Raw genomic sequence first — 19767 nt, 5'->3', positions numbered from 1 at the left:
AGGCTATGAAAAAGAGATCATTTTCAGGAGTTATCCCATGGCCTTTGCCAATACATCGTCCCGCTACGGGAGCCTATCCAAAGCACTGCATTGGCTGACTGCTCTTGGTATTTTCATCATGATCCCCTTGGGCATAGTTGCCAACGGGGCTGCCTCGGATAGCCCCGAGGCGCTGGCCTGGAAGGTTCAGCTGTTTTCGGCGCATAAAACCTTGGGAATCGCGGTTCTTGCTGTGGCTGTTTTACGCATCTTGTGGATGCTATCCCAACCCAAACCCGCGCCCTTGCATCCGGACCGCAAGCTCGAAACCTTTGCGGCCGAAACCGTGCATGTCTTGCTTTATGGTTCACTTTTGTTGGTCCCGCTGTCGGGATGGGTTGAACATGCTGCCACAACCGGATTTGCCCCGATCCTCTGGCCGCTGGGTCAAAGCCTTCCCTTCGTGCCTCAAAGTCCGGAACTGGCTGAAATGGCGGCTGGGGCACATATTGTTTTGGAACGTGTTTTGGTTGTGTCCCTATTTTTGCATATCGCCGGGGCGCTCAAACATCGCTTTGTCGACCGGGATCAGACCTTGGCCAGAATGTTGCCAAGCCAGGCCTCAGAGACCGCGCCCATCACTGAGCCAACCAACGCCCCGCACGGCAAGGGCCAAAATCTTGCCCCTCTTGGGGCGGCGCTTGTCGTCTGGATTGCCGGTTTTGGGGTCGGCACCGGCCTAGGCCTCTTTGACCACAGCAAGGTTGAAGCTCCCGTGCTCGAAGCCGTAGACACCGAATGGCAAACTCGCGACGGCACCATTGCCTTGACCATTTCCCAGTTCGGCAATGCCGTTTCCGGCGGGTTTTCCGACTGGACCGCTGCGATTTCCTTTGACGAAACCGTGCAAGACGGCGTGGCAGGATCGGTCGATGTGACCATCGCCATTGCTTCGGTCACCCTCGGGTCGGTCACCTCACAAGCGCTTGGTCCCGACTATTTCGATGCCGAGGGTTTTCCCACCGCGCAATTTGTAGCCGATATCATCAGCCAAAACGGCACCTATGGGGCCAAAGGCACGTTAACACTACGCAACAAGCCTGTTGCTCTGGAATTTCCCTTTGATCTGACACTTATTGAGTCTCAGGCACAGATGAAGGCAAGTTTTGAACTGGATCGTCGCGCCTTTGGGATTGGCGAGGGCAATCAAGACCCCAGCCAGCTTGGATTTGAGGTTGTGATTGACGTCGCACTTAGCGCAGAGCGTTGACCCCCCAAGGCCAAACCCGGACAGATCACCGGACAGCAAAAAGCCCCCGCGACGCCAATCGCGGGGGCTTTCGGTTTTGACCCTAAAAGCGCTTACTCGGCTTTCATTGCCTCGACCGAAATCATCAGCTGCACTTCGTCGCTAACGTATGGGGCAAAGGCACCCAGATTGAACTCAGAGCGCACAACCGTTGTGGTCGCATCAAAGCCAGCCCAAGGTTTGTTGGCCATTGGGTGGTCGCCTTCCTGGTTCAGCTTGGCATCCAGAACAACCGGCTTGGTCACGCCGTTCAACGTGAGTTCACCGGTGATTTTGGCGGTTGCGTCGCCGGTCACTTCGATGCTGGTCGAGGAGAAATTCACCATTTCATCGTCAGCGGCATCAAAGAAGTCGGGTGTCATAAAGTGGGCGAAACGTTCTTCCCAGCCGGTCAACATGGTGCGCACAGGGAAAGAAACGGTAACAGACGATTTGGCGGCGTCGTCGCGATCCCAAGAGATTTGCCCCTCAAAGCCAGAGAACATACCGTATGTTGTTGAATAGCCAAGGTGGTTGTAGCTGAAAATGATCTGGCTGTGGCTTGGGTCCAAGACATAGCTATCAGCGGCTGCAGCGGCGATTGGGGCTGTGGCCAAAGCGGCGGCGACGAGGGCAAACTTCATAACGCGTTCCTTGTGTGTTCACGAAAAGATGCGTCATAGGTGATGCGCGCCCGCGTTGTGCGCAATTGCTTGAATGTCAACAGAATTGGTGCGCATTTCAACAATCACGAAGCTGTGATCGCCTTGCAATTTAGGATCGAGCAACCAACATGCAGCACAATCCAACAATTAGCATAAACAAGGAAAGCCCCAGCTTGATCAACATCATAACTGGATCTCCGGATACGCTGGACACCAACCAAATCCCAAATCCGGCCATGCCCATTGTGCAACCAATAAACGACAGGATCAGTTTTTGCAAAAACCGCGATGGCGGCGATAGGCGTGGGCCTTGTTTGGCCAACTGTGACATTGCAATATCCATGTCGGGTCTCCTTGCTTTCTGACCCTCTCAGAATTTCGTTAAAAAAAGACGCAAATTGGGCGGATCAACGGGAATTTCAGGGCATCTCATTTACGACGACAAAATTGAGGGCCCAAACCCCGTCATCGCCCTTGCATGCATGATCAAAGCGTGTAGAAGAAGCCATCCTTCGCAAGATAGTTTGAACCGCGCAGTCTCTCGTGGGTTGGGGCGATAGGATTTAACCCAGCCCTTTGAAATGCGCCTAGATATAAACGGAGAGCACATGCCCCTGTATGAGCATGTCTTTATTTCGCGTCAGGACTTGTCCAACGCGCAGGCCGAGAGCCTTGTAGAACACTTCAGCACAGTCTTGGCTGACAACGGCGGCAAAGTCGTCGAGTCCGAGTACTGGGGCGTGAAGACCATGGCCTACAAAATCAACAAGAACCGCAAAGGTCACTATGCCTTCCTGCGTACCGATTCCCCTGCCCCAGCGGTCAAGGAAATGGAACGTCTGATGGGTCTGCATGATGACGTGATGCGCATCCTGACCATCAAGGTCGATGAGCACGCCGAAGGTCCTTCTGTTCAGATGCAAAAGCGTGACGAACGTGGCGACCGCCGCGAACGCCGCCCACGCGACTAACCCAAAGAAGAGGAGCTAAACCATGGCTGCAAAACCGTTTTTCCGCCGTCGCAAAGTCTGCCCCTTCTCGGGCGACAACGCACCTAAGATCGATTACAAAGACACCCGTCTTCTGCAGCGCTACATCTCTGAGCGCGGCAAAATCGTTCCTTCCCGTATCACCGCAGTCTCTGCGAAAAAGCAGCGTGAATTGGCAAAAGCCATCAAACGCGCCCGCTTCCTCGCCCTGCTGCCCTACGCTGTGAAATAAGGAGAACTGACAATGAAAGTTATCCTTATGGAACGTGTGGCCAAGCTAGGCCAAATGGGCGACGTCGTAGACGTCAAAGCGGGTTACGCACGTAACTTCCTGCTGCTGCAAGGCAAAGCACTGACCGCCTCGAAAGAGAACATCGCTCAGTTCGACGCCCAGAAAGCTCAGCTTGAAGCGCGCAACCTGGAAACCAAAAAAGAAGCCGAAGCGCTTGGCGAAAAACTCGATGGCGAACAGTTCATCGTGATTCGTTCCGCGTCTGACGGCGGCAACTTGTATGGTTCGGTCACCACCCGTGACGCCGCCGAAGTTGCAACCGCTGCTGGTTTCTCGATTGACCGCAAACAGGTTGTGATCATCGATCCGATCAAAGAGCTGGGTCTGCACTCTGTAGATGTTGTTCTGCACCCCGAAGTCACCGTTCAGATCAAAATGAACGTTGCTCGCTCGGAAGAAGAAGCAGAACTGCAAGCCTCTGGCAAGTCGATCCAAGAACTGGCCGCTGAAGAAGAAGCGCAAGCTGAATTCGAAGTGTCCCAGTTGTTTGACGACCTTGGTGCCGCAGCTGACGAAGACGGTGATGATGCACCGGCTCCGGCCGCTGAAGAAGAGACATCTTCCGAAGACTAATAAGTCTTTAGATCAAAAATACAGAACCCGCGCGAGGCGTCGTCCTCGGGCGGGTTTTTCTATTTGGTAGAGAGATACATCAGCCCGAAGGTAAAACGCCCGGTTTTAGTTGGACAACTCTAACGTCTTGGCGCGATCGTAAACGGATTGGGTCGGCACATTGAGTGTTTCCGCAGTCAACTGTCCCCCGCCCTCATACCACAGACTTTTGAACGCCGATTCCGGCATCAACAGCGCGAAAGCAAACCGCCTTGCTTCGTTGAACGCCTCTGGATCCGACGGATCATAGAGCGCCTGAATGCCGACATCAGGATGGGCCTTGCGCGTCGGTGGAACATGCAAAAGCCAATGCCCCAAGCCCGTTGCAGTCGCCAACCGATCATGTCGCGTCTTAGAGTTTTTTGCCAAGAAAATCACGGCATTACGGTCGACCGGAACATCCAGCAAAATTTCATTCGGGAGGTCGGAATACTCAACATCTACCTCCAACGCGCGGCACAATGAATCTAACGGACCACCGTCTTGAAGCGACAATTGCGGATTTTGGATCAGAAGTTTGTCAACAATGGTGCGAATCTGATCATCCGTTTTGCCGCAGATCAAAGGCTCAATATACGGATAACTTGGGTATTTTCGGGGCATTCACGACGTCCTAGATGGCCAACATAGAAAAGCGTAGCTGATTTATCTACGTCAGTTAGCACGACAATTCTTTCCGACTGGTAAATTCGACTATTTGTCAAATAGTCCCATGCAAATCCGTTTAGAAACCATGCAATCACTGGGAATTTCCGGCGCATACCTCCCCCGCTAAAAACCAATTCAAGGTCAACCAGACCGACAGAATTAGGGAAAAACCAATGGAAAACACTAAAATTGTTCTTTTAATGATCGCAATGACTTTGGGTGCGTGTACGCCACCCATGGACCGATCTTATGTCACCGATGGCCCACGAAATGCAATGTTTTCGCAAGACCTTAAGGGCTGTAAGGAGTTGGCAACCAAGTATCGCCCCGAAGCCCGCGCCAACGGAGCCATGATTGGGGCCGCAAGCGGCGCTGTCTTTGGGGCGTTGGACAACGAAGACAATGTCGCCGAAGGGGCATTGGTCGGTGCCGGTATCGGGGCCGTTGCAGGTGTCGCCGCAGCTCAGGATGAGCTGGATGTCGAAAAGCGTCACGTTGTCATCCGCTGTCTGCAAAACCGTGGTCACAAAGTGATCGGGTAAATTGATCAACCCCAGAGCGCCGGCTTTGGGGTTTTATCTAATTTGGATAGTTTCAATTGTTACATTAGTAAATTCCTCACTACTTTGGCGCATTTTCCCAAAAAATTGCTTGGAGCGATGGGAATTTCAATGACCTTATTTGGCAAACAGCCGAAGAATCAGGACCTGCACAGCCGCGAAGAACGCGCCTTGCTCAAAATGATAGAAGAGACGCAGGCGGTCATCTATTTTGAACCGGATGGCACAATTATCAATGCCAACCAGAATTTCCAATCCGCATTGGGGTACGATCTCTCCGAAATCAAAGGACAGAAACACGCCATGTTCGTCGACCCGGACTATCGTGAAAGCTCCGATTATAAAAAATTCTGGGAAGATCTGCGAGCAGGTCTTTCCTTCTCTGATCAGTTCCCACGACGTCGCAAAGATGGTTCTGTCATTTGGATTCAGGCGACCTACTCGCCTGTGCGAAATACTGAGGGTGACATCACACGTGTGATCAAAATTGCAAGTGATGTTACCGCACGGCGAAATGGAGTTGGAAACATTGCAAAAGGGCTCCACCGCCTCAAGGACGGGGATTTAACTTATAGAATCCCCCGCTGCGACGTCCCAGATCTGGATTCAGTCAATGATGCCTTTAATGAGGCCTGCGAACAGCTTGAATTTATGGTGTCCCAGGTAAAGTCTGGGAACGAGACGATCTCACAGAGCAGCGGCCGTATGTACCAGTCCTCTGAACAACTCTCGCAACGTACGGAAACCCAGGCCGCGACATTGGAAGAAACGGCAGCGGCAATTGAGGAATTGACCACCAATGCCAATACCGCGGCCAACAATGCACGAAATGTCGATGCAATCGCGTCCGATACACGCACAGCAGCTCAGGATAGTGGCCAGGTTGTCAAGGATGTGACAGAGGCGATGGGACGCATCGAAAAATCATCCGGAGAAATTTCCCAGATCATCACCGTTATCGACGATCTCGCCTTTCAAACAAATCTCTTGTCGTTGAACGCAGGCGTTGAGGCGGCCCGTGCCGGAGAAGCAGGCCGAGGCTTCGCCGTCGTCGCAACCGAAGTGCGCGCCCTCGCCCAACAATCGGCCAATTCCGCCCGAGACATCAAGCAGCTTATCAACCAAAGCACCGAGCACGTTGGGGAAGGTGCCGACCTGGTTCAACGTGCAAGCCAAGAACTTAACAATATTTTCGAAGGTGTGGGCACAATTTCCGGGCACATCAAAGACATTTCCGGCAGTTTGAACCAGCAATCTGCGACATTGGCTCAGATCAACAATGCGATCTCCGAGCTCGATCATGTGACCCAGAGCAATGCTTCCATGGTGTTGGAGACAACTGAAATAAGCAAATCTCTGCAAAACGATAGTGCCAAACTTTCTGATCAAGTCGCAAGCTTCAGAACATCGAAATCAGATGATGGTCAGTGGGACACATCTACCAATACGCTACAACGCGTATCTTGAACGCAAAAAGCCGCCCGATACCTCAGGCGGCTTTTCTATTTTTTTTAAAGCGTTAGATTACTCTTCGTCGAGCGATTCAACTGCTTTTTGAAGGTCATCTTTGGAGATTTCTTTTTCGCTCACATTGGCCTGCTCGGCGATGTGGTCGATTACCTTGTCTTCAAAGATTGGCGCGCGCAGCTGTTGCTGCATCTGCGGGTTTTCACGCACATAGTCAAAGAACGCCCGTTCCTGACCCGGATATTGGCGCGCCTGGTTCATGATCGCCTGTGTCATTTCAGCTTCTGAAACTTCCACTTCGGCTTTCTGGCCCAGTTCGGCCAACAACAATCCCAGACGAACGCGACGTTCGGCCAATTTGTTGTGCTCGTCCGTCGGCTCGACCTTCTCATGATCGTGGCCTTCAACTTCCGGGTTTTCTTCATGCCAGAGCTGGTGGGCAATCTGCCCGGCTTCGGCTTCGACCAGCGAAGGCGGCAAGTCAAACGTCACCAGTTTGTCAAGCTCGTCCAACATTGCGCGCTTCATCACCTGACGCGCTGCGCCAGTGTATTCCGCTTCGAGACGCTCCCGGATTTGACCTTTGAGGCCGTCCAGATCTTCGGCACCGAATTTGGTGGCCAACTCGTCATTGATCTCAGCGGCTTTTGGCGCTTTGACTTCTTTGACTTTCACCTCAAACACGGCGTCTTTGCCGGCAAGGTTTTCCGCGCCATATTCCTCAGGGAATTTGACGTTTACGTCTTTTTCGTCACCGGCTTTGACACCGATCAGCTGCTCTTCGAAACCGGGGATGAAAGACCCCGAACCCAAGGCCAATGGGTAATCTTCGGCAGCGCCGCCGTCGAAGGCTTCGCCGTCAACTTTGCCCAAGAAGTCGATGACAACTTGGTCTTTATCTTCGGCAGCACCATCTTTGGCTTCAAAGTCTTGCGCGGTTTCGGCCAAAGACGCCAGCGCTTCGTCAACGCTTTCGTCATCTGCTTTAACAACCAGCTTTTCGACCGAGATCGCGCTCATGTCGACTTCTGGAACGTCGGGTAGCGCCTCATAGGACATGTCGACATTGATGTCGTCGCCCTCTTTCCAATCGTCGTTGGTCATCTTGATTTCAGGCTGCATCGCCGGACGATCACCACTGTCTTCAAAGTGCTTGTTCATCGCGCCGTCGATGGTTTCCTGCATGGCTTCGCCCATCAGGCGCTGGCCAAACTGTTTTTTCAACAGCGGCATAGGAACCTTGCCCTTGCGGAAGCCTTTCATTTCGACTTCGGGCTGCGCTTCTACCAGCTTGGCATCAACCTTAGCATCCAGCTCAGCAGCTGTGATCACGATGGAATAGGCGCGCTTCAAGCCTTCGTTCAGGGTCTCGGTGACCTGCATGTTCGTCCTCTTTTCGGCTTGGCCGAGGCGCGCAGCGCCACAGCACATGTATAAATCTGCGCTCTTCTAAGCATGGGCGTCGGCCCGCGCAAGGTCATTTCTGTGTTGAATCGACCCACAGCGCTCCAACCAGGCAGAATTTGTCACTTTCGGCGCAATCGCAGTTGCAGACCTGCTTCTCCAAGGGGGTGTCGGATCGGTTTAAGGGCTGCCTTTGCCTTGTCTGTCTTTAGGAGCAGGAGCCAAGGTTCGACAATAAGAAGACCGTTGGCGTTTCGGTTGTTGCTGCGAAATTTAAGAAAAACTTAAGAAACAAGACCTGGCTGTCTTAACAAGATTTAAGGTGGCGTTAATCGCTTATTCCTATCCGTCTCTCTGAACCAAACCAGTAAGACGGATCTATAAAATGCTACACGAGATGCTTGACCCGAAGGCGACAGATCAACTGACGCCTCGCAAGAACGAGCGGTATGTTGCTTCCGCGCTCGCACATGTCACACAGGGTCACCATGCAGTACCATGCAAGGTAAAAGATGTGTCCGCTTCTGGTGCTATGGTCGAATTCAAAGCGGACCCCCGTCCCTTTCTAGAACACCAAATCGTTCGTTTTGCGGTTCCTGGAATTGGCTCTTGTGAAGCAAACCTACGTTGGATCGAGCCGTTCAAGGCTGGATTGGAATTTCGGATTTCTGAAGCCGAAAAACTGGTGTTGTCAAACTACTTACAAACAAGGTTGGCGGATCAGTTTTGATCCCGATTTTCGCGCGTGTCGACACAGGGAGCCGCCCAGAACCTGACACCTTTGCCGGTGGTACGGTGATCAAACTTGCCGTCCGGCGACCCTCGCATGGATATCTGGCGTGTAAATTCAAAGGGGGATCGTTTGTTTTGATGCGATTGAGGCGAACAATCGGCTAGTTTTCAGCGCAACAATTGCCGAGTTGCCACCTTTTTTCCTGCTCATTGTGATCCAACGTTGGCGCGTAGACGTAGTGATTGTATGACAATCGCAAGCCTAAATGAATTTTCTGCTGCGCCTGCCACAATCGGGCCGCCAAAATCGGGAAGATCGGTGCCGCAACAATCGCAAAAAACGCCAGAGCTAACAGTCTGGCTTGTTGCGGTTCGGGACAGCCGAGATCGCGCGGCATTCGCGCGGCTTTTTGACTATTTTGCGCCGCGCCTGAAGGGGTTTGTGATGCGTAGCGGCATGGGGGGGGCGCAAGCCGAAGAAATCGTCCAAGATGTGATGCTAACCGTGTGGCGTAAGGCGGCGATGTTTGATCCGCACCGGGCGCAGGCCTCGGCTTGGATATATCAAATCGCCCGCAACCGTCAGATCGACATCATCCGCAAAGAACACCGGCCAATTCCAGATGAATTGAAACACGATCCCGTGGCGGAGCCAGACGCAAGTCAGATTCTCGCGTTTGATCAAGAGGCTGAGAAACTGAAATCCGCAATCGACCAACTTGGTCCAGATCAAAAAGACATGATCGAAAAGGCCTATTTGGGCGACCTCACACATCAAGAGATCAGCGCCCAAACCGGCCTGCCGCTTGGCACTGTAAAATCTCGCATCCGGCTGGGGCTTCGCCGCCTGCGAAAAGAGTTAGAGGGGTTGCGTTAAATGAGTGCAATCACACATCATATTCCCGATGCCATGATGGCCGCCTACGCCTCTGGCAATCTGCCGCACCCGTTTGCTGTTGTTGTCGCGTCCCATGTGTCGCTATGCGCCGAATGCCGGGCTGCTCTTGGCGCCCATCAATCGGTTGGTGGCGCGCTGCTTGAGCGGGCTGACCATGTATCGGTATCGGCAGGGCTGAAATCCAATACTATGGCCATGCTTGACGATCCGGTGGTGCCCGAACCCATATTTGAGCGACAGGGAATTTATCCGGGGCCGGTTGTCGAAGCGCTAAAAGGAAAACCACCGCGATGGAAAACCCTTGGTATGGGGGTCAAACAGAGCATCTTGTCCGAAACCGGCGGCGGCTCGGTGCGGCTGCTTTATATACCAGCGGGCCAAGCTGTCCCTGATCACAGTCACAACGGACTGGAAATGACGCTGGTTTTGCAAGGCAGTTTTAGCGATGAAACCGGTCGTTTCCACGCTGGCGACGTCGAGATTGGTGATGAAGACTTGGAACACACCCCAATCGCCGATGCCGGTGACGCCTGTATTTGCCTTGCGGCAACCGATGCGCCCTTGCGGTTCAACGCTTTTGTACCACGCTTGTTGCAACCGTTCTTCCGGATTTAACGATTGTTGCGAAGAAGACCGAAACCGCCCGCAATTTGCGGGCTTTAATAGCCGTGTTATTTGTTTCTCCTTTTGAACCCGAAATCCAGAAAAACAAATCTGATCCCAAGGCCTTGGGCCCATCAAATGCTCGTCTTCAGCAAAATGGGAGACACCCAAATCGCATCTAAAGACAGACAACAAAAACCACTTTCAAAGCAGCCGTCATCGCCCTTGCCTAGGAGCCTTACTGACCACGATACACAAGCCAGTCGGGAAGCATATCAAACGCCTTGATCCCCCATGAAAACGGCCGTGGGAAATCGGTTCGGAACCGTTTACCATCCATCGCTTTCAATACGGTTTTCGCGGCTCTTTCAGATGTCATAAGCTGCGGCATCGAAAAACTGTTTTTATCGGTCAGACGTGTTTTGATAAATCCCGGGTTGATAATCCGCACGTTCACGCCCGTGTCTTTCAGGTCATGATGCATGGTTTCAGCAAGGCTGATCAGGGCGGCTTTGCTTGCGCCATATCCAACCGCCGATGGCAAGCCTCGATATCCGGCCAATGAGCCGATTAAAGTTATATCACCCTGATTTTTGGCAATAAACTCTGGCACGACATGCCCGAGCACCCGCAAGGCACCGGTCAAGTTGACCTCCACCATCCTCAGCGCCGCCTGATTGTCCCAGACCTTGGTATTTAAAGGATCATAGACACCGGCGTTATAGACCAGACCATCAATCGGACCAATGTTTTGTGCTGCCGTTGCAACCGACTGTGGGTCGGTAACATCCATAGGAAGAACCGTCGACTTGTCGTTACCACTTGAGAGGTCTTGTAACCGAGCCTTGGACCGCGCCGACAGCACAACATGCGCCCCGCCCTGAACCAGCCCTTTGGCAATTTCACGTCCAAGGCCTTCGCTGGCCCCGATCAGCCAATAAGTTTTGCCATGGAACCCGCTCACAACTCTGCCCGTGTTGCTTTGCAATTGGACACCAACGGCTTTGGAGGGGGTGGTTTGCGCTTAAACGGGGCACCTTTGAGCCAGAGTTTCAAGGCTTGCCAATAAATGAGAGCAACAACCCGAACCGCCCCAAACGGTCGACGCAGAGCAATTTTCACAAAGTCATATGATGATGCAGGGGTCCGCAAACCGTTGAGTGTCGCCAAAACACCTTGGTCGCCGTTTTCATAAGAAATCCGAATGTTGAAGGCCAGATCGGTCATCTCAAACCCAAAGCGATACTGGCCTGCGACTTGCTGAAACGGAGACACATGCATGAGCTTTTCGGCCTGGATAACTTCGCCACGTTTGATCGGGCGGAAATCCTCTTGGGCACAGAAATAACAATGGCGATGGCCAAAGGTATTGTTAACCTCGGCGACAAAGGCACGGGGTGTACCATCAATGACGGCGATCCAAAAACTTACCGGATTGAAGTGAAACCATAGAAAGCTTGGCTGGGTTAAGAGCAAAAGTTGTGCGCGCTCTACCGGGAATCCGCGGCTTTGCAACACGTCGCGAAACCACTCAACCCCTACCCCATGACCACGGGGGCCGCCGTGGTGGCGGTCATGGATTGAAAACAGGTTGAACCGATTGCGTGACAAAAGCGGCGGTGCGCCCGTTGTCATATCGGTCAGCACATAATCCACGCCATAGCGAAAGGCATTTTTCGATCGGCCGCGGCGGGCGTGATAGGTTTGGGCAGAAACAAGTTCGATCATACCAGTCATACGGCCTCCGGCCTATCGCGGATCACTTTTAAGACGCGTTTTTGAAAACAAAGTGATCCATCTGTTGGTCCGTTGCGTATCCCCCTCAAACACAATCACGAACGAGGACCGCATGTTGGATCAAACCCAAGGGCCACGCCGCAAGATCGCCATCGTTGGTGGCGGCATTTCCGGATTGTCAGCGGCCTATTATTTGTCGGCCCAACATGACGTGACATTGTATGAGGCGGCATCGCGTTTGGGCGGACATGCACGCACGGTTTTGGCGGGCAAGACGGGCGATCAACCCGTCGACACGGGCTTTATCGTCTTTAACTATGCGACCTACCCATACCTGACCCGCCTGTTTCGCGAATTGGATGTGCCGGTGATGAAAAGCGAGATGAGCTTTTGCGCCAGCATCGACAACGGCAAGATCGAATACGGTTTAAACAGTCTCGCGGCGATTTCGGCGCAAAAACGCAACCTTGTGCGGCCCGAGTTTTACAAGATGGTGTTGGATATTCTCCGCTTTGGCAAGGAGGCCGAAGCCGCCGCGACCAATGACGACAAGACCATCGGTGAATTGGTTGCCGAATTGGGTCTGGGGCGTTGGTTCCGTGACAACTATTTGATGCCAATGTGTGGCGCGATCTGGTCCACACCTGTGACCGATGTCGACGCTTTTCCGGCCAAATCCCTCATCCAGTTCTTTCGCAACCACGCGCTTTTGGCCGGAACAGGACAGCATCAGTGGTGGACCGTAAAAGGCGGTAGCATCGAATATGTTCGACGCCTAGAGGCCGCGATTTTGGCGCGGGGATGCACAATCCATACCGCAACCCCAATAGAACACGTCACCCGAGGCGGTACCGATGTTTCGGTTGTTGCCCAAGGCCACGGGGCACAAAAATTCGATGACGTGATCTTTGCCTGCCATTCCGACCAAGCCCTTAACATTTTGGGACACAATGCCACCTCGGGCGAAGCTGATGCGCTTGGTGCGATCCGATACCGGCCGAACACAGCCGTTTTGCATTGTGACGATCGGCAAATGCCAACACGACGCGGGTGTTGGTCTAGTTGGGCCTATCGCAGCCAAGATGGCGGCGTCGGCGTCACCTATTGGATGAACCGCCTGCAAAACATCCCCGAAAGCGATCCGCTTTTTGTGACTCTCAATCCGACGACACCAATCCCTGCTGATAAAATTTATGACCGCGTCGCGTTTTCGCATCCGGTTTTTGACAAAGCGGCGCTTCGGGCTCAGCGCCAATTGCGCGCCATGCAAGGCCAGAACAACACATGGTTCGCCGGGGCCTATAATCGTCACGGGTTTCACGAAGACGGCATCGCCAGCGCCATGCGGATTGTTCGCATGATGACCACACCAAGCGCCCTGACAACCAAAGGACACCCGCATGACATTGACGAACAAAGCGATGACATCTCAATTTCTGGAAACCTGCGCGCAACTGCGTGAGGGGCAATTGACACTGCGCACGCCAGATGGTGCGCGCTATCAGTTCGGGACCCGCGGCCCCGAAGCCGAGATGCAGATCCACGATTGGGCCGCGCTCTCGGCAATGGCGGCGCATGGTCAGGTCGGGCTTGGCGAGGCCTATGTACAGGGCTTGTGGGATACCCCTTCGATTGAGGGCTTGATGACGGTGGCAATGCTGAACCGCGAGCATTTGGGCAATTATGATCAGGCAAGCCCGTTCAATCGCGCCAAATTCCGTCTTGTTGACCGGGTTCTACGCGCCAATTCCAAACGTGGGTCGCGCAAAAACATTCGGGCGCATTACGACGTCGGCAATGAGTTTTATCAGCTTTGGTTAGATGAGGGCATGACCTATTCTTCGGGGATTTTTGAAGCCGGTGGCGACGATCTTGCCCAGGCACAGACCCGCAAGAACGATCGTGTCTTGTCGCGACTGAATGGCAAAGAAAGTGTTTTGGAAATCGGCTGTGGCTGGGGCGGTTTTGCCGAACACGCCAGCTCGGAAGGTCGCGCTGTGACGGGGGTGACCATCTCGCGCAATCAACACAGCTATGCCGATTGCCGGCTGGATGGACGCGCCGATATTCAATTGTGCGACTACCGTGATGTGCAGGGTCAGTACGACAACATCGTCTCTATTGAGATGATCGAAGCCGTGGGCGAAGCCTATTGGCCCAGCTATTTCAATACGTTGAAACGCAACCTCGCCGAAGGCGGGCGGGTGGTTTTACAGGCGATCACCGTGCGCGATGAATTCTTTGACAACTACCGTAGCTCTTCCGACTACATCCGGCAATTTGTCTTTCCTGGCGGGATGCTTTTGTCCGACCAAGTCATCGCCGCACAGGCAAAATCCGCCGGATTGCAGGTCAAAGACAACTTTGCCTTTGGTCAGGACTACGGCAAGACCTGCCGCATTTGGGCCGAGCGTCTGGTGACGCAGAAAGCCAAGATTGCTGAGCAAGGCTATGGCGAAAGCTTCTTTCGCAACTGGCAATACTACTTGGAAATCTGCGCGGCCTCGTTTGCGATTGGGCACACCAATGTTGTGCAAGTTGAGTTGGCCCATGCGTAACCTGACGCTGGCCATATTCTTATGTCTTGTCCCCTTTGCCAGTGCGGCAAGACCGCTGGCGTCGGCACTCCCTGAGGCAGAACTGCGGGGGCAAGCATCGTTGCGCTATTTGGGGGTCACAATCTATGACGCCAAGCTTTTTACCAACGGCGGATCGGCCTTGGATTGGTCACAGGATTTTGCGCTAGAGTTGACCTACAAACGCAACCTCACCCAATATGATTTGGTCGAAGCCACCCTGCGTGAAATGTCACGGATGGGCAATGCCACGCCCAGTCGGGCGCAACTTGAACGCTGCTATCAGGCCGTCGCACCGGGGGACCGCTATTTGGCCGTTAGTCGCGGGCCGGATCACCTGCGGTTCTGGCGCAATGACCGCGCGGTTTGTTCCTTGTCGTACAAGGGAATCAAGACGACGTTCATGGCCATTTTTCTTGGGGAAAACAGCCGTTCGCGGCGCTTTACCCGGTCTCTATTGGGGCAATGATGGTCTATCCTAGGGTCAGCCTATACGCCGTGATGTTGGCCTGTGCTGGCATCCCGCTCTACATCCATCTTCCACAATTTGCCGCAACCGAGCTTGGCCTTGGCCTGGGAACATTGGGCGCAATCTTGCTTGCGATCCGGCTGTTTGACGTGGTGCAAGACCCGCTGATTGGCTGGGCGATTGATCGTTGGCCGCATTGGCAAACCAAATTTGCAATGGCGGCAGCGGCGGGCCTTGCCATTGGTTTTCCGCTGCTGTTCAGCTTGCAAAGTGGCCCCTATATTGAAGCCGAATTGATTGGCGTGCTGATGCTTTTGTTTTCGGCATACAGTCTTGGTATGATCTTGCTTTACGGGCGCTCAGCGACCTTGGCAAAATCTCCTCATTCCCGCGACTTGATGGCTCTGGCAACCTACAGAGAAAGCGGCATGTTGGCTGGCGTTGTCGTTGCGTCGATTGCCCCCAGCATTCTGGTCGGGTTGGGACGCACGGGCCAAGGATATGGAGCATTTGGCGTGCTCTTGGGCGTGGTCGCTTTGGCAGCAGGGATTTTGACCAAACCAATTTGGACACGGCCCGCTCTGTCTGGGCACCCGATAAGTCTTGCTGCTCTGTCGCAGGCAGGAGGCGTAAAGCTGCTTTTACTGGCCGTTCTCAACAGCCTGCCTGTCGCCCTCACGTCAACTTTGTTTTTGTTCTTTGTTCAAGATCATCTGGGCCTGGCCAAACTGGCAGGTCCTCTGTTGGTCCTGTTCTTTGTCTGCGCCGGTCTGAGCGTCCCCGTCTGGGGGCTGGTGGCCCGCAAACTTGGAACCAAACCAACCCTGCTTATTGCCATGCCTCTGGCTATCCTAAGCTTTATCGGTGCGGCCTTCTTGTCCGCTGGCGATGCCCTTGGGTTTGCACTCATTTGCATGGCGTCCGGCGCGGCGCTTGGGGCGGATATGGTACTATTGCCGGCGCTCTTTAGCATTGCCCTCACAAAGGCTGGCCTCAACGCGGCGACCGCCTTTGGTATCTGGTCCTTTGCTGGCAAGTTGGCATTGGCTCTTGCCGCCGCTATTGCGCTACCGGCTTTGGAATTGCGTGGGTTCGTTCCGGCGTCTGACAACTCCCCCAGTGCCTTGGCCGCCCTTGTTGCGGCCTATGCGATCTTGCCATGTCTCTTGAAAACTGCGGCTTTTGGCTATGCCATGACGCTGCCCTCTGAAAGCACCTCCTGATGAAACTGATTGCTGCCTGTCTTTTGATCCTGCTGATTGCCATCATCGCAAAAACCTATCTGTTCAGCTTTCGATTTCAATCCCCCGACGATTACGTCGACAGCGGACCGCAGTTTGACCTGAAAAAGCATCTGTCCGGAGAGATTCTCTCCGAAGGCCTCATCTTTGGGCCCACTGGCAAAATGACCAATAGTTTTGTCGCCAAAATGGTTGGGGAATGGGAGGGAGACACCGGAACTCTGAGCGAAGAGTTTACTTATTCCAACGGCAAAACCCAAAGCCGTAAGTGGTACCTCACCCTCGGACCAAACAACAGGTTCACAGCAACCGCAGATGATTTGGTCGGCACAGCCCAAGGTATCATTTCCGGATCAACCGTTAAGTTGACCTATGATATCATCCTTCCCAAAGACGCAGGGGGCCATACCCTGCAAGCCACCGATTGGATGTACCTTACGGCCGATGGGGCGATCATGAATAAATCCGAGATGCGCAAATTTGGTTTGAAAGTCGCCGAACTCATCGCGACAATGCGCCAAGAGGATAACGATTAGGGGCACGATTGATCACGATTAGGACGGCGCGATTTAGCCCCAGTGCTCAATCCGTGTTTTGCAAGGAATAGGCCCCCCCGACGGTTCTCGCTGCCACTGGGTAAGACGTCAAACGAAGAGGTTCATTGACGTTAACACCGCGCGTTCAACTCAGTCCCGCATGTCTTGGTCATTTCTCACGCCAAATCACCGGTTGGCAATCTTATACGCGGTCTTGCGCAAAATCGCCTCTCTGCCCCTGAGTCTACTGGCCCATGACTTGCCGGGCATAGGCCGCAGCTTCGGCGCGAGATGATATTCCGAGTTTGGTATAGATGGTCTTGATATAGCCGGAGACTGTGTTTTCGGATATCTTCAATTCCCTTGCAACCTCGGCATTTCGAAGGCCAAGCCCAATAAGATCAAGGACTTCGTGTTCGCGATTGGTGAGCGCAACATCAGGCATGATCGGGGCTGTGGCTTGAAAATGGCGCATAATCCGATTGGCGATTGTCGGGGACAGCGCCGGCACACCCATCGCCACCTGACGCAATTGCGCGCTTATGATTGCCGGTTCGTGGTCTTTCAGAAGATAGCCCTGCACGCCTGCTGACAAGGCTTTCACGATGCTGGCATCATCTCCGGCCACTGTTGCAACCACAATAAGAGCATCGGGAGATGCCTGTCGGATTTCACTCAGAAGATCGAGCCCATGTCCATCAGGGAGGCCCAGATCCAAAAGAACCAAATCATGCTTTAGGTTTGCAATAAGAACGCGGGCCTCAGCAAGAGACGCGGCAAGCGTGATGTGACAATCGTCAAATGTGTCCTCAATGATGTGCTTTAGCCAAAGCCGGGTTTCGCGCACGTCTTCAAGGATCAAACAGGTTTTCATACACGGCCTCTATCTTGGGACTGAGAGGTTTTTCCAAGACGATTGACCCCAATTGTCAAACACAACCCAGCGCCACCGGGACCGGGTTCAACCGAGAAACCACCGTCCAGTTGCTCAACACGTTCTCGCATGTTTCGTAGCCCATTCCCGTCTCGCACATCGACGCCAAGCCCCTGCCCGTTATCGCAAATCGTGATGTCGATTTGTTCACGTCCTGCGTGCAATGCATAGGAAACCTGGGTGGCTTGGGAATGACGGATCACATTGGTAATCGCTTCGCGCGTCACCGCCTGAATGGTGGCGCCGACCTCTTCGCTAACGACCTGGCCCCGTAGGTCCGACACCGGCCATTCCAAATCTATCGACCGGGCAGTCAAGGTTTCGGCCATCGACAACCGCAGCTCGCTCAACAACAGGCCAAGGTCCGTTTGGGTTGCAGGATCGCCCGATATAATGCGGCGCAAATCGCCGAGAGTTTCGCGCACACAGGCATTTTTGCGTTCAGGATCGTCGCTGTGCAAAGCGCTGAGCAAATGGATGCTGATGTTGTCGTGAAGGTCGCGGGCAATGCGGGCCCGTTCGGTGGCAACACCGGTGTCATAGGCCTCCTGACCGCGCAACAATTCATCGACCAAGGCCAGTATTTCCGAAGCACGGTCACGGTCCTCGGCGGCAAAAAGACGATGGCCACGATTGGGGAGCACCAAACGAAGCGGGTCCATCCCGTCGATGGGGGGCGGAAGATCAAGCGCCCGGCCGAATTCAACCAGCGTTGGCGATTTCGGGTGTACATCGCTTGGCAGGCGTTCGATTTCCAACGGGTCAAACAGCTTGCGCAGGCTGTCTTGCCAGCGGGTTTCAGCCAGATCGAGACGATGCGCCCGAGAAATAAAATCCGCCATGGCCAGCAGGCTCACCCCTTGGTCCGGGATGGCTTTGGGCCGCCGAACAAGCAAAGCCATCAAACGGTCGCGCAAAGGCAAATAGAAAAAACCAACGACAAGAAGCGAGAGCGCCAACGCAGGTGTCCGGTCGAGCGCAAGACCGTAAATCAAAAGCGCGTCGAATGCCAAAAGCACACAGGCACCAAAGAAATAGAACAATAACAAAGACGACCATCGCGGCATGTCAAACAGGCGGTACTTTACCACCGCCAAGGCGACGCTTGCATAGACGAGGAAAATGACAGGAAACAGAGTTGCTTGCGAAACCAGCAACGGGATGCCCAACAAAATGGGCAAGGTGCGGGTCATAATAAACGCCCCTGCCCCCACGATCACCCCCAACCCCAACAGGCGCAGGGCAGCCCGAGCCAGAGCGTCTTGCCGCGCGGCCACAAATTGTATGGCAATAAAAACAAGAATCGCAATCATGAGGAGCAGCGTCGGGAGATAGTTCCTGATCTCAGTCGATTGCACCGCAAAAAGCTTCATGGCAACGTTCCACAGCACCAGAAGCACCACCGGAACCCAGATCATACGCGGGCCAAGGAGACGTATGGGATAAGTCGAAAAAACCAAGACAAGACCCAGCCCAAAGGTAACTGTGCCGGTTTGGTTGGTCACGCTGAGAGAGGAAAAGACCGGCAGCGGCAAGGCAAGTTCACGGCTTGAATAAACCGCCGCTGCACTTGCCGAAAGCTGAAGCCCGAGACCGGACAAAAGCAAAGCCGACTGAGGCCACCTTCGCGGGTTTAGCGACCAGACCCACCCCCCCACAAGCGTCGCCGCCAGACCACTCAGTATCTGAATCCAAAAGCTAAACGGCACATTCCATACGGCACGCGTAGGTTGGGCGGTTATGGTGGTTGTCCAATCGCCGTTTTCATTCGTCCCCGAAAGCGTCACCGGACCGGCGATTAGGGCCCGCCAAAGCTGATCTTGCGTGGCCATGAATGCCTGCATTTGGTCAATGCTCCCAAGGGTATCAGGCTCTTCGGTCAAGGTGGTGGCAGTGATGCTTAGCTCGGTTCCATCCGCGGCAACCAACCGATCAACAATCCAGCCCGCTTTGATCTCTGACGCGGGCCCGACCCCGGCACTTTCGAGCTGAACCTGTCCATCCAAAGTCAGCCCAAGATCGAGACCAAGAAAGGGTTGCTTGACGGTCAAGGCGAGGGCCGTTGCGCAAATCGCCAGAGCAACAAAAAAGATCGCACTTAAATACCGTATCGGAGCGTTGTGGGGTGCCATGAAAA

General features: G+C 53.8%; 22 protein-coding genes. 14 read left to right on the top strand and 8 right to left on the bottom strand.

The genetic code is table 11. From position 1 onward, the window contains the following. Nucleotides 1-37: 37 nt before the first annotated feature. The gene (locus AC5EFR_RS07110) at nt 38-1249 is read left to right on the top strand and encodes a cytochrome b/b6 domain-containing protein (RefSeq protein WP_493575172.1); all 1212 of its coding nucleotides are present in this window, start codon (nt 38-40) and stop codon (nt 1247-1249) included. Nucleotides 1250-1341: 92 nt separating this feature from the next. Here AC5EFR_RS07110 and AC5EFR_RS07105 read toward each other — a convergent pair whose 3' ends face one another. Both AC5EFR_RS07105 and AC5EFR_RS07100 read right to left on the bottom strand, forming a co-directional pair. Continuing rightward, entirely contained in the window at nt 1342-1911 is a 570-nt protein-coding gene (locus AC5EFR_RS07105) for a YceI family protein (RefSeq protein ID WP_493575171.1), read from the bottom strand. A gap of 130 nt (nt 1912-2041) precedes the next feature. Continuing rightward, nucleotides 2042-2275, bottom strand: coding sequence for a hypothetical protein (locus AC5EFR_RS07100; RefSeq protein ID WP_493575170.1), 234 nt, complete (start codon nt 2273-2275; stop codon nt 2042-2044). Nucleotides 2276-2540: 265 nt separating this feature from the next. Between AC5EFR_RS07100 and rpsF the strand changes: the two genes are divergently transcribed. Genes rpsF through rplI form a run of 3 tightly spaced genes read left to right on the top strand, consistent with a single transcriptional unit; the run spans nt 2541 to nt 3786 of the window. Then, nucleotides 2541-2903, top strand: a complete 363-nt coding sequence (rpsF, locus tag AC5EFR_RS07095) for a 30S ribosomal protein S6 (RefSeq protein ID WP_431373692.1) — start codon at nt 2541-2543, stop codon at nt 2901-2903. A gap of 22 nt (nt 2904-2925) precedes the next feature. Next, complete coding sequence (gene rpsR / locus AC5EFR_RS07090) at nt 2926-3153, top strand: 30S ribosomal protein S18 (protein WP_097802815.1); 228 nt, start codon at nt 2926-2928, stop codon at nt 3151-3153. 12 nt (nt 3154-3165) lie between these two features. Next, a complete protein-coding gene (gene rplI, locus AC5EFR_RS07085) occupies nt 3166-3786 on the top strand; it encodes a 50S ribosomal protein L9 (protein WP_493575169.1) in 621 nt (206 codons plus the stop codon). A 105-nt stretch (nt 3787-3891) separates the two neighbouring features. On the opposite strand, the gene AC5EFR_RS07080 is transcribed toward rplI, so the two are convergent. After that, complete coding sequence (locus AC5EFR_RS07080; RefSeq protein ID WP_493575168.1) at nt 3892-4428, bottom strand: ImmA/IrrE family metallo-endopeptidase; 537 nt, start codon at nt 4426-4428, stop codon at nt 3892-3894. 218 nt (nt 4429-4646) lie between these two features. Here AC5EFR_RS07080 and AC5EFR_RS07075 point away from each other — a divergent pair, with 218 nt between their 5' ends. Together AC5EFR_RS07075 and AC5EFR_RS07070 are read left to right on the top strand one after the other, a co-directional pair. Beyond that, on the top strand, nt 4647-5015 hold the full coding sequence (locus AC5EFR_RS07075) for a YMGG-like glycine zipper-containing protein (protein WP_493575167.1): 369 nt from the start codon (nt 4647-4649) through the stop codon (nt 5013-5015). An 84-nt stretch (nt 5016-5099) separates the two neighbouring features. After that, complete coding sequence (locus AC5EFR_RS07070; protein ID WP_493575166.1) at nt 5100-6500, top strand: methyl-accepting chemotaxis protein; 1401 nt, start codon at nt 5100-5102, stop codon at nt 6498-6500. Between the two features lie 57 nt (nt 6501-6557). Here AC5EFR_RS07070 and tig read toward each other — a convergent pair whose 3' ends face one another. After that, a complete protein-coding gene (tig, locus tag AC5EFR_RS07065; protein WP_493575165.1) occupies nt 6558-7883 on the bottom strand; it encodes a trigger factor in 1326 nt (441 codons plus the stop codon). 406 nt (nt 7884-8289) lie between these two features. Here tig and AC5EFR_RS07060 point away from each other — a divergent pair, with 406 nt between their 5' ends. The 3 genes from AC5EFR_RS07060 (at nt 8290) to AC5EFR_RS07050 (ending at nt 10149) form a co-directional block, all read left to right on the top strand. Beyond that, nucleotides 8290-8634, top strand: a complete 345-nt coding sequence (locus AC5EFR_RS07060) for a PilZ domain-containing protein (protein ID WP_493575164.1) — start codon at nt 8290-8292, stop codon at nt 8632-8634. A 249-nt stretch (nt 8635-8883) separates the two neighbouring features. Beyond that, the gene (locus tag AC5EFR_RS07055) at nt 8884-9513 is read left to right on the top strand and encodes a sigma-70 family RNA polymerase sigma factor (RefSeq protein WP_493575163.1); all 630 of its coding nucleotides are present in this window, start codon (nt 8884-8886) and stop codon (nt 9511-9513) included. Beyond that, nucleotides 9514-10149, top strand: a complete 636-nt coding sequence (locus tag AC5EFR_RS07050; RefSeq protein ID WP_493575162.1) for a ChrR family anti-sigma-E factor — start codon at nt 9514-9516, stop codon at nt 10147-10149. It abuts the gene before it with no gap. Nucleotides 10150-10375: 226 nt separating this feature from the next. On the opposite strand, the gene AC5EFR_RS07045 is transcribed toward AC5EFR_RS07050, so the two are convergent. Together AC5EFR_RS07045 and AC5EFR_RS07040 are read right to left on the bottom strand one after the other, a co-directional pair. Continuing rightward, nucleotides 10376-11101 (bottom strand): SDR family NAD(P)-dependent oxidoreductase, encoded by a 726-nt coding sequence (locus AC5EFR_RS07045; RefSeq protein ID WP_493575161.1) that lies wholly within the window; start codon nt 11099-11101, stop codon nt 10376-10378. After that, entirely contained in the window at nt 11098-11865 is a 768-nt protein-coding gene (locus AC5EFR_RS07040; RefSeq protein ID WP_493575291.1) for a DUF1365 domain-containing protein, read from the bottom strand. The genes AC5EFR_RS07045 and AC5EFR_RS07040 overlap by 4 nt, the downstream gene beginning before the upstream one ends. Before the next feature lie 121 nt (nt 11866-11986). Between AC5EFR_RS07040 and AC5EFR_RS07035 the strand changes: the two genes are divergently transcribed. From AC5EFR_RS07035 to AC5EFR_RS07015, 5 genes are read left to right on the top strand one after another with little or no spacing between them, the layout of a single operon-like run. Continuing rightward, entirely contained in the window at nt 11987-13336 is a 1350-nt protein-coding gene (locus tag AC5EFR_RS07035) for an NAD(P)/FAD-dependent oxidoreductase (RefSeq protein ID WP_493575160.1), read from the top strand. Beyond that, nucleotides 13275-14432 carry a class I SAM-dependent methyltransferase gene (locus tag AC5EFR_RS07030; protein ID WP_493575159.1) on the top strand — a complete coding sequence of 386 codons (1158 nt, stop codon included), beginning with the start codon at nt 13275-13277 and terminating at the stop codon, nt 14430-14432. Before AC5EFR_RS07035 ends, AC5EFR_RS07030 begins: the two co-directional genes overlap by 62 nt. Then, nucleotides 14425-14919, top strand: a complete 495-nt coding sequence (locus tag AC5EFR_RS07025; protein ID WP_493575158.1) for a hypothetical protein — start codon at nt 14425-14427, stop codon at nt 14917-14919. The genes AC5EFR_RS07030 and AC5EFR_RS07025 overlap by 8 nt, the downstream gene beginning before the upstream one ends. Then, nucleotides 14916-16142, top strand: coding sequence for an MFS transporter (locus tag AC5EFR_RS07020; RefSeq protein WP_493575157.1), 1227 nt, complete (start codon nt 14916-14918; stop codon nt 16140-16142). Before AC5EFR_RS07025 ends, AC5EFR_RS07020 begins: the two co-directional genes overlap by 4 nt. Next, entirely contained in the window at nt 16142-16696 is a 555-nt protein-coding gene (locus tag AC5EFR_RS07015; protein WP_493575156.1) for a DUF3833 family protein, read from the top strand. The genes AC5EFR_RS07020 and AC5EFR_RS07015 overlap by 1 nt, the downstream gene beginning before the upstream one ends. A gap of 244 nt (nt 16697-16940) precedes the next feature. Here the strand turns inward: AC5EFR_RS07015 and AC5EFR_RS07010 are convergent, their stop codons facing one another. After that, nucleotides 16941-17570, bottom strand: a complete 630-nt coding sequence (locus AC5EFR_RS07010; protein ID WP_493575155.1) for a response regulator — start codon at nt 17568-17570, stop codon at nt 16941-16943. Next, nucleotides 17567-19762: a sensor histidine kinase gene (locus AC5EFR_RS07005; RefSeq protein ID WP_493575154.1), complete on the bottom strand. Its 2196-nt coding sequence runs from the start codon at nt 19760-19762 to the stop codon at nt 17567-17569. The genes AC5EFR_RS07010 and AC5EFR_RS07005 overlap by 4 nt, the downstream gene beginning before the upstream one ends. Between the last annotated feature and the right edge of the window lie 5 nt (nt 19763-19767).

Source organism: Pelagimonas sp., assembly GCF_058892305.1.
The sequence above is the reverse complement of the archived record's forward strand: the minus strand, read 5'-3'. Positions and strand labels throughout refer to the sequence as shown.